The 13,239-nt window shown below is 61.8% G+C and carries 13 protein-coding genes; 11 read left to right on the top strand and 2 right to left on the bottom strand.

The features are described 5' to 3' along the window. Nucleotides 1-13 precede the first annotated feature (13 nt). From arcA to ACF8EF_RS13740, 5 genes are all read left to right on the top strand, one after another. Nucleotides 14-1,267 (top strand): arginine deiminase, encoded by a 1,254-nt coding sequence (gene arcA / locus ACF8EF_RS13760; protein ID WP_021781892.1) that lies wholly within the window; start codon nucleotides 14-16, stop codon nucleotides 1,265-1,267. A 69-nt stretch (nucleotides 1,268-1,336) separates the two neighbouring features. Further along, nucleotides 1,337-2,347, top strand: coding sequence for an ornithine carbamoyltransferase (locus tag ACF8EF_RS13755; RefSeq protein WP_003255074.1), 1,011 nt, complete (start codon nucleotides 1,337-1,339; stop codon nucleotides 2,345-2,347). Between the two features lie 164 nt (nucleotides 2,348-2,511). Continuing rightward, the gene (gene arcC, locus ACF8EF_RS13750) at nucleotides 2,512-3,441 is read left to right on the top strand and encodes a carbamate kinase (RefSeq protein WP_176683712.1); all 930 of its coding nucleotides are present in this window, start codon (nucleotides 2,512-2,514) and stop codon (nucleotides 3,439-3,441) included. Nucleotides 3,442-3,497: 56 nt separating this feature from the next. Next, complete coding sequence (locus ACF8EF_RS13745; RefSeq protein ID WP_176683713.1) at nucleotides 3,498-3,866, top strand: DUF5064 family protein; 369 nt, start codon at nucleotides 3,498-3,500, stop codon at nucleotides 3,864-3,866. Nucleotides 3,867-4,006: 140 nt separating this feature from the next. Beyond that, nucleotides 4,007-5,515 carry a sigma-54-dependent transcriptional regulator gene (locus ACF8EF_RS13740; protein WP_021781889.1) on the top strand — a complete coding sequence of 503 codons (1,509 nt, stop codon included), beginning with the start codon at nucleotides 4,007-4,009 and terminating at the stop codon, nucleotides 5,513-5,515. 330 nt (nucleotides 5,516-5,845) lie between these two features. Here ACF8EF_RS13740 and ACF8EF_RS13735 read toward each other — a convergent pair whose 3' ends face one another. Beyond that, nucleotides 5,846-6,487 carry a DUF1109 domain-containing protein gene (locus ACF8EF_RS13735; RefSeq protein ID WP_176683714.1) on the bottom strand — a complete coding sequence of 214 codons (642 nt, stop codon included), beginning with the start codon at nucleotides 6,485-6,487 and terminating at the stop codon, nucleotides 5,846-5,848. Further along, nucleotides 6,477-7,061 (bottom strand): sigma-70 family RNA polymerase sigma factor, encoded by a 585-nt coding sequence (locus ACF8EF_RS13730; protein WP_176683715.1) that lies wholly within the window; start codon nucleotides 7,059-7,061, stop codon nucleotides 6,477-6,479. The genes ACF8EF_RS13735 and ACF8EF_RS13730 overlap by 11 nt, the downstream gene beginning before the upstream one ends. Before the next feature lie 224 nt (nucleotides 7,062-7,285). On the opposite strand from ACF8EF_RS13730, the gene ACF8EF_RS13725 reads away from it, so the two are divergent. The 6 genes from ACF8EF_RS13725 (at nucleotide 7,286) to gcvP (ending at nucleotide 13,206) form a co-directional block, all read left to right on the top strand. After that, on the top strand, nucleotides 7,286-7,573 hold the full coding sequence (locus ACF8EF_RS13725; protein WP_021781885.1) for a DUF2282 domain-containing protein: 288 nt from the start codon (nucleotides 7,286-7,288) through the stop codon (nucleotides 7,571-7,573). A 16-nt stretch (nucleotides 7,574-7,589) separates the two neighbouring features. Beyond that, a complete protein-coding gene (locus tag ACF8EF_RS13720; RefSeq protein WP_392461958.1) occupies nucleotides 7,590-8,423 on the top strand; it encodes a DUF692 domain-containing protein in 834 nt (277 codons plus the stop codon). Next, complete coding sequence (locus ACF8EF_RS13715) at nucleotides 8,420-9,193, top strand: DNA-binding domain-containing protein (RefSeq protein WP_392461957.1); 774 nt, start codon at nucleotides 8,420-8,422, stop codon at nucleotides 9,191-9,193. Before ACF8EF_RS13720 ends, ACF8EF_RS13715 begins: the two co-directional genes overlap by 4 nt. Then, nucleotides 9,186-9,653 (top strand): DoxX family protein, encoded by a 468-nt coding sequence (locus tag ACF8EF_RS13710; protein WP_392461955.1) that lies wholly within the window; start codon nucleotides 9,186-9,188, stop codon nucleotides 9,651-9,653. The genes ACF8EF_RS13715 and ACF8EF_RS13710 overlap by 8 nt, the downstream gene beginning before the upstream one ends. Before the next feature lie 302 nt (nucleotides 9,654-9,955). Beyond that, nucleotides 9,956-10,339, top strand: a complete 384-nt coding sequence (gcvH, locus tag ACF8EF_RS13705) for a glycine cleavage system protein GcvH (protein ID WP_003255087.1) — start codon at nucleotides 9,956-9,958, stop codon at nucleotides 10,337-10,339. Nucleotides 10,340-10,350: 11 nt separating this feature from the next. Then, nucleotides 10,351-13,206 carry an aminomethyl-transferring glycine dehydrogenase gene (gene gcvP / locus ACF8EF_RS13700; protein WP_209967809.1) on the top strand — a complete coding sequence of 952 codons (2,856 nt, stop codon included), beginning with the start codon at nucleotides 10,351-10,353 and terminating at the stop codon, nucleotides 13,204-13,206. Nucleotides 13,207-13,239 lie beyond the last annotated feature (33 nt).

Below are 13,239 nucleotides of genomic sequence, written 5' to 3'. Positions count from 1 at the left end.
GAGGAATGAAACCATGTCCGCTGAAAAACAGAAGTACGGTGTCCACTCCGAAGCCGGCAAACTGCGCAAAGTGATGGTTTGCGCCCCGGGCCTGGCGCACAAGCGCCTGACACCGAGCAACTGTGACGAACTGCTGTTCGACGATGTGATCTGGGTCGACCAGGCCAAGCGTGACCATTTCGACTTCGTCACCAAGATGCGCGAGCGTGGCGTGGATGTGCTGGAGATGCACAACCTGCTGACCGATATCGTTCAGAACAAAGAGGCGCTCAAGTGGATCCTCGACCGCAAGATCACCCCTGACACCGTCGGCGTAGGCCTGACCAACGAAGTGCGCAGCTGGCTCGAAGGCCTGGAGCCACGCCACCTGGCCGAGTTCCTGATCGGCGGCGTGGCAGGTCAGGACCTGCCGCAGAGCGAAGGCGCCGAAGTCGTGAAGATGTACAACGACTACCTGGGCCACTCCAGCTTCATCCTGCCACCACTGCCCAACACCCAGTTCACGCGCGACACCACCTGCTGGATCTACGGCGGCGTGACGCTGAACCCGATGTACTGGCCGGCGCGTCGCCAGGAAACCCTGTTGACCACCGCCATCTACAAGTTCCACAAGGAGTTCACCGAGGCCGACTTCCAGGTGTGGTATGGCGACCCGGACAAGGACCATGGCAATGCCACGCTCGAAGGCGGTGATGTGATGCCGATCGGCAATGGCATCGTGCTGATCGGCATGGGCGAGCGCACCTCGCGCCAGGCCATCGGCCAGCTGGCGCAAAACCTGTTCGCCAAGGGCGCCGTCAAGGAAGTGATCGTCGCCGGCCTGCCAAAATCCCGCGCCGCCATGCACCTGGACACTGTCTTCAGCTTCTGCGACCGCGACCTGGTCACGGTCTTCCCGGAAGTGGTGAAAGAGATTGTGCCATTCATCATCCGCCCGGACGAAAGCAAGCCTTACGGCATGGATGTACGCCGCATCAACAAGTCGTTCATCGAGGTGGTGGGCGAGCAACTGGGCGTGCAACTGCGCGTGGTCGAGACCGGCGGCAACAGCTTCGCCGCCGAGCGCGAACAGTGGGATGACGGTAACAACGTGGTGGCCATCGAGCCGGGCGTGGTCATTGGCTACGACCGCAACACCTACACCAACACCCTGCTGCGCAAGGCCGGCATCGAGGTCATCACCATCAGCGCCGGCGAACTGGGCCGGGGCCGGGGCGGCGGCCACTGCATGACCTGCCCGATCGTGCGCGACCCGATCGACTACTAACGACCATCACGCCCGGCCGCACCCATGAAGTGCCGGCCGGGACATCACCGAACTCAAGGAGAAACTGTCATGGCGTTCAATATTCACAACCGCAACTTGCTCAGCCTGGAACACCACACCACCCGTGAGTTGCGCTACCTGCTGGACCTGTCCCGCGACCTCAAGCGGGCCAAGTACACGGGCACCGAGCAGCAGCACCTGAAGGGCAACAACATTGCCCTGATCTTCGAAAAAACCTCCACCCGTACCCGTTGCGCCTTCGAAGTTGCGGCCTATGACCAGGGCGCCAACGTCACCTACATCGACCCCAACTCTTCGCAGATCGGCCACAAGGAAAGCATGAAGGACACCGCCCGTGTGCTCGGGCGCATGTATGACGCCATCGAGTACCGTGGCTTCAAGCAGGAAATCGTCGAAGAGCTGGCCAAGTTCGCCGGCGTGCCGGTGTTCAACGGCCTGACCGATGAATACCATCCGACCCAGATGATCGCCGACGTGCTGACCATGCGTGAGCACAGCGACAAGCCGCTGCACGACATCAGCTACGCCTACCTGGGCGATGCCCGCAACAACATGGGCAACTCGCTGCTGCTGATCGGCGCCAAGCTGGGCATGGATGTGCGCATCGCCGCGCCCAAGGCACTGTGGCCACACGACGACCTGGTCGAGCGCTGCAAGCAGTACGCTGAAGAAAGCGGCGCACGCATTACCCTCACCGAAGACCCGAAAGCCGCGGTCAAGGGGGTCGACTTTGTCCATACCGACGTGTGGGTATCGATGGGCGAGCCGATCGAAGCCTGGGGTGAGCGCATCAAGCAGCTCAAGCCTTATCAGGTGAATGCCGAACTGATGAAGTCCACCGGTAACCCACGGACCAAGTTCATGCACTGCCTGCCGGCATTCCACAACTCCGACACCAAGGTAGGCAAGCAGATCGCCGAACAATACCCGGACCTGGCAAACGGTATCGAAGTGACCGACGACGTCTTCGAGTCGCCAGCGTGCATCGCCTTCGAGCAGGCGGAAAACCGCATGCACACGATCAAGGCGATCCTGGTATCGACCCTGGCTGATCTATAAGTAGCCCGCAGTCCCTGTGGGAGCGGGCGTGCCCGCGAAGGCGTCAGCCGCATCATCGATGATGTCAGGTCTGGCCTCTTCGCAGGCATGCCCGCTCCCACAGCGAACTCCGCAGCCTCCGTGCAGCGACAGTCGATTCATTCTTTCGCTAAAGGACATTCCACATGCGTATCGTTGTTGCATTGGGCGGCAACGCCCTGCTACGTCGCGGCGAGCCCATGACCGCTGACAACCAGCGCGCCAATATCCGCACCGCCACCGAACAGATCGCCAAAATTCACCCTGGCAACGAACTGGTCATCGCCCACGGCAACGGCCCTCAAGTGGGTCTGCTGTCGCTTCAGGCCCTGTCGTACAAGCCAGACGAGGCGTACCCGCTAGACGTGTTGGGTGCCGAGACCGAGGGCATGATCGGTTACATGATCGAACAGGAACTGGGCAACCTGCTGGACTTCGAGGTGCCCTTCGCCACCTTGCTGACCCAAGTGGAAGTGGACGCCAACGACCCGGCCTTCAAGGATCCGACCAAGTTCATCGGCCCGGTCTATAGCAAGGAAGAGGCCGAGCGCCTGGCCAAGGAAAAAGGCTGGGTGGTCAAGGCCGACGGCGACAAGTACCGCCGCGTGGTAGCCAGCCCGAAACCCAAGCGCATCTTCGAAATTCGCCCGATCAAGTGGCTGCTGGAAAAAAGCAGCATCGTGATTTGCGCAGGCGGTGGCGGCATCCCCACCCTGTACGATGAAAACCGCAAGCTCAAAGGCATCGAGGCGGTGATCGACAAAGACCTGTGCTCGGCGCTGCTGGCCGAGCAATTGGAAGCCGACCTTTTGATTATCGCCACCGACGTCGACGCAGCCTACATTGACTGGGGCAAACCAACGCAGAAGGCCATCGCCCAGGCCCACCCGGATGCGTTGGAAAAGCTGGGGTTTGCCGCCGGTTCCATGGGGCCGAAGGTGCAGGCCGCCTGCGACTTTGCCCGCAACACCGGCAAGGTAGCGGTGATCAGTTCGCTGGAGAACATCGAAGACATCGTCAAAGGCAAAGCCGGCACTCGGGTTTCCACCGAGAAGCCGGGCATCAGCTACCGTTGAATGCAGCAGGCGGGCTTACGCGGCCCGCCATTTTCAACCTTCCAAAGGAGATAGCCATGGCCCAGTATCACTCCGGTCATGTACACATCGAGCGCACTGCGCTGAACCACGCCGACCACAGCTATGACCTGAACATCGAGTACGAGGCCGTGTCGGACCCCAAGGAAGGCAGAGGCATTCAATTCCACATGCATGGCAGCATCGAAGGCAAGACGGTGGAAGAAAAGTTCTTCCTCGCCAAGGACCAGGTCTTGCCCAGCTTCCTCATGCTACTGACCCGCAAGGCGCAGTCGTATCTGGCGCCGCCGAAGAAATTCGAGACCCTGAGTTCGCCGCACAAGCTCTATGACCATATGTTTGCGGACATTCGCGAAAAGCTCGATGTGAAATCGGGCGACCCGATCAAGCCTGAACATCTGGAGTGACCCTTTTCGCGAGCAAGCCCGCCCCTACAGCAGCAATCCTGTGGGAGCGGGCGCGCCCGCGAATGCGCCACCGCCAACCTTGGGCCTGCCCCCCGTCTCAGGGCATACTGGCGGCCTCCATCGCCAACTGTCCGAATCCCATGCGCATCCACGTCAGTTTCATCGACCGCGTCGGCATCACCCAGGAAGTCCTTGCCCTGCTCGGTGCCCGCAACCTCAACCTGGACGCCGTGGAGATGGTCCCGCCGAACGTCTACATCGACGCCCCTACCCTGAGCCCCGCCGTACTCGAAGAACTGCACGACGCGCTGTTCGAAGTACACGGCGTGCAATCGGTGGACGTGGTCGACATCCTCCCCGGCCAGCGCCGCCACCTGCAACTCGATGCCCTGCTGGCCGCCATGAGCGACCCGGTGCTGGCGGTGGACAGCGCAGGCCTGGTGCTATTGGCCAACCCGGCGCTGATCGAACTGTGCGGTCGCGAATCTGCCGGGCGCTCGGTGGGTGAACTGTTTGGCGACCCCGCACTGCTGCAAGCGCTGCTGGACAACAACTTCCACCTGCCCATGCGCGAGATGCAGCTGAACGGCCATAGCCTGCTGCTGGACGCCATGCCGATCACCAACGCCGGTGGCCTGCTGACGCTGTACCCACCCTCGCGCATGGGCGAACGCCTGTCGGCCCTGCACCACGATCACGCCGAGGGCTTCGATGCCTTGCTGGGCGAGTCGCCGGCCATCCGCACCCTCAAAGCCCGCGCCTTACGCGTGGCGGCGCTCGATGCGCCGCTGCTGGTGCATGGCGAGACCGGCACCGGCAAAGAACTGGTAGCCCGCGCCTGCCATGCTGTCAGCAGCCGCCACGCGGCACCGTTCCTGGCCTTGAACTGCGCAGCACTGCCCGAGAGCCTGGCCGAAAGCGAACTGTTCGGCTACGCACCCGGGGCCTTTACCGGCGCGCAACGAGGTGGCAAGCCTGGGCTGATGGAACTGGCCAACCAGGGCACAGTGTTCCTCGATGAAATAGGTGAAATGTCACCCTACCTGCAGGCCAAGTTGCTGCGTTTTCTCAGCGATGGCAGCTTCCGCCGGGTGGGTGGCGACCGCGAAGTGAAGGTGGATGTGCGCATCATCAGTGCCACCCACCGCGACCTGGAACGCATGGTCGCCGAAGGCAGTTTCCGCGAAGACCTGTTCTACCGTCTGAACGTGCTCAACCTGGAGGTACCACCGCTTCGCGACCGTGGCCAGGACATCCTGATGCTGGCGCACTTCTTCATGCAGCAGGCGTGCACACAGATCCAGCGCCCAGCCTGCCGGCTGACCCCATCCACCCATTCGGCACTGCTGGCCAACCCTTGGCCGGGCAATGTGCGCCAGTTGCAGAACGTGATCTTCCGCGCTGCTGCCATCTGCGAGGGTAACCTGGTGGATATCGGCGACCTGGACATCGCCGGCACCTCGGTGGCACGTGGGCAAGATGGCGAAGTGGCCAGCCTCGAGCAGGCCGTGGGTAATTTCGAGCGCGAACTGTTGCAGCGCTTGTATGCCAGCTACCCGTCAACACGGCAACTGGCCGGACGCTTGCAAACTTCGCACACGGCTATTGCCCAGCGGCTGCGTAAATATGGAATACCCGGAAAACCATGACGGCTGTGGTCAAAACCCGTAATTGAATCGGAATTTTCCTGGCCGCTCAGCCGCATTTGACTGGTGTGCTCTCCGTAAAAGGGTGACATTGTAATTTCACATGTCCCCCTGAACTAAGAGCCCCCGATGTTTGAACTGGTGAAGGGTTTGCCAATGGTTCAGAACACCGTGGGTATCGGCCAGGCAACAAGACTGGGGCTCGCCCCACTGATGGGCCTACCCTGGCATTACCCTGGTTCATTGCGGGTTAAGCAATTTCAAAAGTCCCTTGAGTGACAGGGCAGGCAATCAGAAAGTCGTTCTGAGTTGTGTGGGGCCTGCCAGTACAGCCTACCAACGCAGCATGCGGGGCCCCCACCAGGCACCGAACACCGTCGGAACAAGCATGCCAAGGACATACCAGACACCCCAGAACGGTACGCCCATTTCCGGACAATGCAGGCAGTAGACCACCGTTGCAGTCGAACCCGCCAGCAGGCCACCAGCAGCACCCGCTAACCGTAACCGGGTGGGCGCCAGGCCTTTCAGCGCCCAGAACACGGTGACAAAGGCCGGCACCGACAGCAATGCGATATTCAGTGCGCAGGTACGCCATGTGCGCCCGAACAACAGGTCGGCGCGCGCATCCACAGGCGCCCCAGCGATACTGATGGCCGCCCCGCACCAGACCAGCAGCAGTGGCAAGCCAAGCATCGTCCAGCCTGCAGCGCCCTTCCCTCCTGGCCTGGCCAAGCGGCTCGTCAACCACAGCCCGATCAACGCCAAGCTGGATGGAAAGGCGACTTTGCCCCAGAACAGCGGGGTTTGTGCGACCTCTGTGATATCACTGCGTACACCGTAAAGGGTAATAGTCAGCAGCAGTGCTGCGGTCAGCCCGCCCAGCACAGCCACTGCCATCCGCCTACTAACGGCGTGGCGCGGCACTGGCCCTTCGCCTGCGGCCAGCAAGGCAATCAAATCGTCAGTCTTCATGGTTGTGGGCTCCTCCAATCAGCCTGGATAGCGCTTTCAGACCTCGATGTATCCCAACCTTCACCGCTGAACTGGAAAGCCCGGTAAGTTGTGCCGTCTCTTCGACAGACAACCCCTCCAGCTTGACATGAACAATCGGCAGTCGTTGCCGCTCTGGCAGTTGCTTGAGCAGCTTGGTCAGGTCTCGGCTGGCCTCGGCTGATTCAACCTCCGAGATGGCAAACAGTTGCGCATCATCGTCCAGAACATCATGCCGGGCTTCGCGACGTGAAACACTTCGCAGATGATCCGCCAGTTTGTAACGGGCGATCGCATGCACCCAGGCCGTCAAAGGCTGCTGTGCCTGGTAAGTGTGACGCGCGTTATGCACTGCCAGCAGCACATCCTGCACCATGTCCTCTATCTCGGCCGGCCGCCTGCTCAGACGGCTGCGCAGAAACGCACGTACATGCAGCGCAAGCGTGCCGAGAAAATCCTGATAGGCCAGCTGGTCGCCTGTCAGCCCTCGAAGCAACAGTGCTTTCAACCGGGCCTCGCGAGCCTCGAGCTCATCCTGTGAGTTAGTTCGCTGCATGGGCCGCCTGGGTTACACCCTGAATACAATTGACTTGATTCATCCGCTCCCGGCGTGTGGCACGCAGGTGCTGCAAATATGCCATGCCCTTGGCCTCGACATCAGCTTGTGAAGACAAGCCCTGAAAAAAATTCTCCCAAGGCTGTAACCCTTTTTACGCGAGGCACGAATTACTCCATGAGCCGCCGGTAAAGACCACGGCCACACTCTCAGGAGATTCACCCATGAAAACCCTCGCCCTCACCACTGCAGCACTTGCTCTCGCCTCGCTTGCAGGCGTTGCCATGGCGGCCGACAGCACGCAACCCGCAGGCAGTGGCGCTGCCATGGAAAAATGCTACGGCGTCGCCATGGCAGGAAAGAACGATTGCAAGGCCGGCGCCGGTACCAGCTGCGCAGGCAGTGCGAAGAAAGACTACGACGGTATGCACTGGAAAAACGTCCCCGCCGGCACCTGCACTTCGATCAAGACACCTGCCGGCATGGGTTCGCTGACACCTCACAAGTCTTGATCAGGGGAAACCGACCATGAACGCAGAAGCACGAATGGGCGCCGGAGTCAGCCTGAAGGCCGAGCACTACGACCAGGCGCTGGCGTGCAATCTCGAAGGGCTCTGGTTTGAAGTTCACCCGGAGAACTACATGGTCGGTGGCCCTCGCCTTGCCTGGCTGAACCGCATCGCAGAGCGGCACCCGGTCTCATTGCATGGTGTGGCACTTTCGCTGGCGGCTGACGCAGCCCCCGATCAGGACCACTTGCAGCGTCTGCGCGCACTGTGCGATCAGATCGAACCGGTACTTGTATCAGAGCACCTGGCCTGGTCCACCTGGCAGGGGCACTACCATCCAGACCTTCTGCCATTCCCGCGCAGCAACGAAGCCCTGCAGCGCATCGCTGAAAACATCCAGCGATGCCAGGAGGTATTGGGCCGGCGGATATCCATCGAAAACCCCAGTCATTACCTGCAGCTGCAGGGCCATGACTGGGACGAGATCGACTTTCTTGACGAACTGACACGTCGCACGGGTTGTGGCCTGCTGCTGGACATCAACAACGTCTATGTGAGTGCTCACAATCTGGGGTTCTCGGCAACTGCCTACCTGGACCGCTTTCCAGCGCAAGCCATCACAGAAATTCACCTGGCCGGGCACAGCGATGATGACCAAGGCAGCCTGTTGATCGACTCTCATGATGCGCAGGTGGCGGAGCCTGTGTGGGCGCTGTACCGCCAACTGGTTTCCCGTGTCGGCCCGCGCCCGACACTCATTGAACGTGACGACAAGCTTCCCCCGTTCACCGAACTGCTTGCTGAACGGTCCATCGCACAGTCGATCATGACTTGCCCAGGTGCATTGCCATGAACCTTTCCCTTGGTCAGTTCCAGCACGCATTCATCGAGGCACTCTATTCCCGCCCTGCTCCCCAGCTTTCGGGAGTGGCCGAACAAGCGGCGTTCGCGGTTTATCGCAACACGGTGCTGGCCGGCTGCGTGGATGCGCTGCGCGCAAACTTTCCGAGCGTGTGCACACTCGTCGGGCGCGCCTGGATGGATGAGACCGCGGCAGTCTATGCGCGGCAATTTCCCCCCAGCGATCCCCGGCTGATCTGCTACGGCGCAACCTTTCCGGATTTCCTCGAAGGCATTCAGTCACAGCATGCTGTGCCGTATCTGGCGGATGTCGCGCGCCTGGACCTGCGTTGGACAGAAGCCTTCAGCGCGCCGAACGAAACGTGCCTGAACCTTGTCGAGCTGGCAGGTATGACCCCCAGCGATCTGGATCACGGTTGCCTGGCCCCCCGTGCCAGTGCCCGCTGGTACTGGTGCGAAGCGCATCCTGTGTACACCCTGTGGCGCTGCGCCCGCGAACAGCTTGCCTGGCCCCATGACCAGCCATGGGTGGGCGAAGGGGTACTGTTTGTCGGGAGCGCTGATGGCGTATGCCATCAGCCGCTGGGGAAAGGTGGCCATGCGTTCCTCAAGGCCTGTGCGGCCGGACAGTCGCTGATGCAGGCCTCCGACCTGGCGCGACACGCTGAAACCGACCTGGACTTCACCGAGATGCTCGGGTGCCTGATGACAGCCCAGGCTTTTCGCCCACTCGCCTTCACAGGAGAACACCACCATGGCTAGTGCCGATTTCACGCCCCCGGCCAGCAGCCTGCGGCGCGCCTGGAACCACGTTGCGCAGAGCATCGAGCGCCGGTTGAGCGATGACCTGTTGTGCCTGGTCGCCCGGCTCGGGATCGCCTCGATATTCTTTCTTTCCGGGCGCACCAAAGTGGAAGGTTTCCTCACCCTCACACCCGGCACCTACGAGCTGTTCCGCACCGAGTACGCGCTGCCGCTCCTTTCGCCCTGGCTTGCAGCACACCTGGCAACCTACGCTGAGCACTTGTTCCCGCTATTGCTGGTGCTCGGGCTGATGACCAGGCTATCTGCGCTGGCACTGCTGGGCATGACCCTGGTGATAGAAGTGTTCGTCTACCCCGATGCGTGGCCCACACACCTGACTTGGGCAGGGCTCTTGCTGCTCCTGGTCGCACGTGGCGCCGGCGCGTTTTCGCTGGATCATCTGCTGAAAGTGAAATGACCGAAGGCCAATTGGCACCTGCCCTGTTCACGCAGCAATCGTATCGTTTTCGCTACACCGTAGCGAAAACGATACAAACTCCCCTCGACGTGAGTGCACAAGGGTTTGATGCTCAAACCCTTTTCCTCCCATGAGCACCTGTAACGATATCATTCCACAGAAAAGATAAGGATTTACCCAATATTCACGTAACATATTGATAAACAAGCATTTTTGTAGATTGGCCGCATTATTGCTAAAGGAATCCTACCCTAAGAGCGCGGCGCCACCGCGCCCAACGCCCTGCTTCCCGAGGATTCCCCATGAGCGAGTTGCGTTTCACTGAAGATCACGAATGGCTGCGCGTCGAAGCCGATGGCAGCGTCACCGTGGGCATCACCGCCTACGCCCAGAATGCCCTTGGCGACGTGGTTTTCGTGCAACTGCCAGAGTTGCAGCAGTATGAGAAAGGCAGCGAAGCGTCCACCGTCGAATCGGTCAAGGCCGCCAGCGGCGTGTACATGCCACTGACGGGTGAAGTGGTCGAGGTCAACGGCCAGCTTGAAGACAGCCCTGAACTGGTCAACGAAGACCCGATGGGCGAAGGCTGGTTCTTCCGCTTCATCCCTGCCGATGCAGAAGCCGTGACCGCTCTGCTCGACCAGGACGCCTACGACCGCCTGCTCAAAGCCAACGACGACGCCTGAGGACACCCGCCATGACCATCAACCTCGGCACCGCCAACGAATTCATCGCCCGTCACATAGGCCCGCGCGCCGCTGACGAACAGGCCATGCTCACTGCACTGGGCTTCGACTCGCTGGACGCCATGACCGCTGCGGTCATCCCCGACAGCATCAAAGGCACCAGCGTGCTTGGCTCGCACGACGGCCAGAGCGAGGCCGATGCGCTCGCTGCACTCAAGGCCATCGCTGGCAAGAACCAGCTGTTCAAAAGCTACATCGGCCAGGGCTACTACAACACCCACACTCCGGCACCGATCCTGCGCAACCTGCTGGAAAACCCGGCCTGGTACACCGCCTACACCCCGTACCAGCCAGAAATTTCCCAGGGCCGCCTGGAAGCGCTGCTGAACTTCCAGACCCTGATCAGCGACCTCACCGGCCTGCCGATCGCCAACGCCTCCTTGCTCGACGAAGCCACCGCTGCGGCCGAGGCCATGACCTTCTGCAAGCGTCTGTCGAAGAACAAGTCCAGCCATGCCTTCTTTGCCTCCGTGCACTGTCACCCGCAAACCCTCGACGTGCTGCGCACCCGTGCCGAGCCGCTGGGTATCGAGGTTGTGGTTGGCGACGAGCGCGAGCTGGGCGATGTCAGCGCCTTCTTCGGCGCCCTGCTGCAATACCCGGCCAGCAACGGTGAAGTGTTCGACTACCGCGAGGTCGTGCAGCGTTTCCACGCTGCCAACGCTCTGGTCGCCGTAGCGGCAGACCTGCTGGCCCTGACCCTGCTGACCCCACCGGGCGAATTCGAGGCCGACGTGGCCATCGGCAGCGCCCAGCGCTTCGGCGTGCCACTGGGCTTCGGTGGCCCGCACGCGGCTTACTTTGCCACCCGCGACGCGTTCAAGCGCGACATGCCTGGCCGCCTGGTCGGCGTGTCGATCGACCGCTTCGGCAAAACCGCCCTGCGTCTGGCCATGCAGACCCGCGAGCAACACATCCGCCGTGAAAAGGCCACCAGCAACATCTGCACCGCCCAAGTGCTGCTGGCCAACATCGCCAGCATGTTCGCCGTGTACCACGGCCCTGCCGGCCTCAAGCGCATTGCCGAGCGTACCCATGCGCTGACCGCGATCCTCGCCGCCGGCCTGAAGGCGCTGGGCGTACAGGTGGTAGGTGCCAGCGCCTTCGACACCCTGACCCTGGCCACCGGCAGTGCCACTGCCAGCCTGCATGACAAGGCACGCGCCCAGGGCATCAACCTGCGTCAGATCGATGCCGCCCATGTGGGGCTGTCTCTGGACGAAACCAGCACTCAGGCTGACGTCGAGTCGCTGTGGCAGCTGTTGGGTGGCGAGCAGGCACAGCCTGACTTCGCCGCACTGGCCACCAGCACCGGTTCCCTGCTGCCTGCTGCCCTGCTGCGCCAATCGGCCATCCTCGAACACCCGGTGTTCAACCGCTACCACAGCGAAACCGAGCTGATGCGCTACCTGCGCCGCCTGGCCGACAAGGACCTGGCGCTGGACCGCAGCATGATCCCGCTGGGCTCGTGCACCATGAAGCTGAACGCCGCCAGCGAAATGATCCCGGTCACCTGGGCCGAGTTCGGCAACCTGCACCCGTTCGCCCCCGCCGAGCAGAGCCAGGGCTACCTGCAGATGACCACCGAACTGGAGGCCATGCTGTGCGCGGCCACCGGCTATGATGCCGTGTCGCTGCAGCCAAACGCCGGCTCGCAGGGCGAATATGCCGGGCTGTTGGCGATCCGCGCCTACCACCGCAGCCGTGGTGAAGGCCACCGCGATATCTGCCTGATCCCGTCGTCGGCCCATGGCACCAACCCGGCCACCGCACACATGGCTGGCATGCGTGTAGTGGTTACCGCCTGTGACGCCCGTGGCAACGTCGATGTCGAGGACCTGCGCGCCAAAGCCATCGAGCACCGCGAACGCCTGGCTGCAATCATGATCACCTACCCGTCGACCCACGGTGTGTTCGAGGAAGCGATAGGCGAAATCTGCGCGATCATCCACGACAACGGCGGCCAGGTGTACATCGACGGCGCGAACATGAATGCCATGGTCGGGCTGTGCGCGCCAGGCAAGTTCGGCGGCGACGTTTCCCACCTGAACCTGCACAAGACCTTCTGCATTCCGCATGGTGGCGGCGGCCCAGGCGTCGGCCCGATTGGCGTCAAGTCGCACCTGGCGCCGTTCCTGCCAGGCCATGCACAGCTGGAAAACACCCAGGGCGCGGTATGCGCTGCGCCGTTCGGTAGCGCCAGCATCCTGCCAATCACATGGATGTATATCCGCATGATGGGCGGTGCCGGCCTCAAACGTGCCTCGCAAATGGCAATCCTTAACGCCAACTACATCGCCCGCCGCCTGGAAGAGCACTATCCTGTTCTGTATACCGGCGGTAACGGCCTGGTGGCTCACGAGTGCATTCTCGACCTGCGCCCACTGAAGGACACCAGCGGCATCAGTGTCGACGACGTGGCCAAGCGGTTGATCGACTTCGGCTTCCACGCCCCGACCATGTCCTTCCCGGTGGCTGGCACGCTGATGATCGAACCGACCGAAAGCGAGTCCAAAGAAGAACTGGACCGCTTCTGCAACGCGATGATCCAGATCCGCGAAGAAATCCGCGCAGTGGAGGACGGTAGCCTGGACAAGGACGACAACCCGCTGAAAAACGCACCGCACACTGCGGCTGAGCTGGTTGGCGAATGGACCCATGGCTACAGCCGCGAGCAGGCGGTATACCCGCTGGCGAGCCTGGTGGAAGGCAAGTACTGGCCGCCGGTCGGCCGGGTCGACAACGTGTTCGGCGACCGCAACCTGGTGTGCGCCTGCCCGTCGATCGAGAGCTATCAGGACGTCTGATAGCCCCTCCCCGCCACCTGGCTTGGGTGGCGG

Origin of the sequence: Pseudomonas sp. zjy_15, from assembly GCF_043101865.1 — a bacterium.
GTDB lineage: Bacteria > Pseudomonadota > Gammaproteobacteria > Pseudomonadales > Pseudomonadaceae > Aquipseudomonas > Aquipseudomonas putida_Y.
This window is presented reverse-complemented; position numbering and strand designations above follow the sequence as displayed.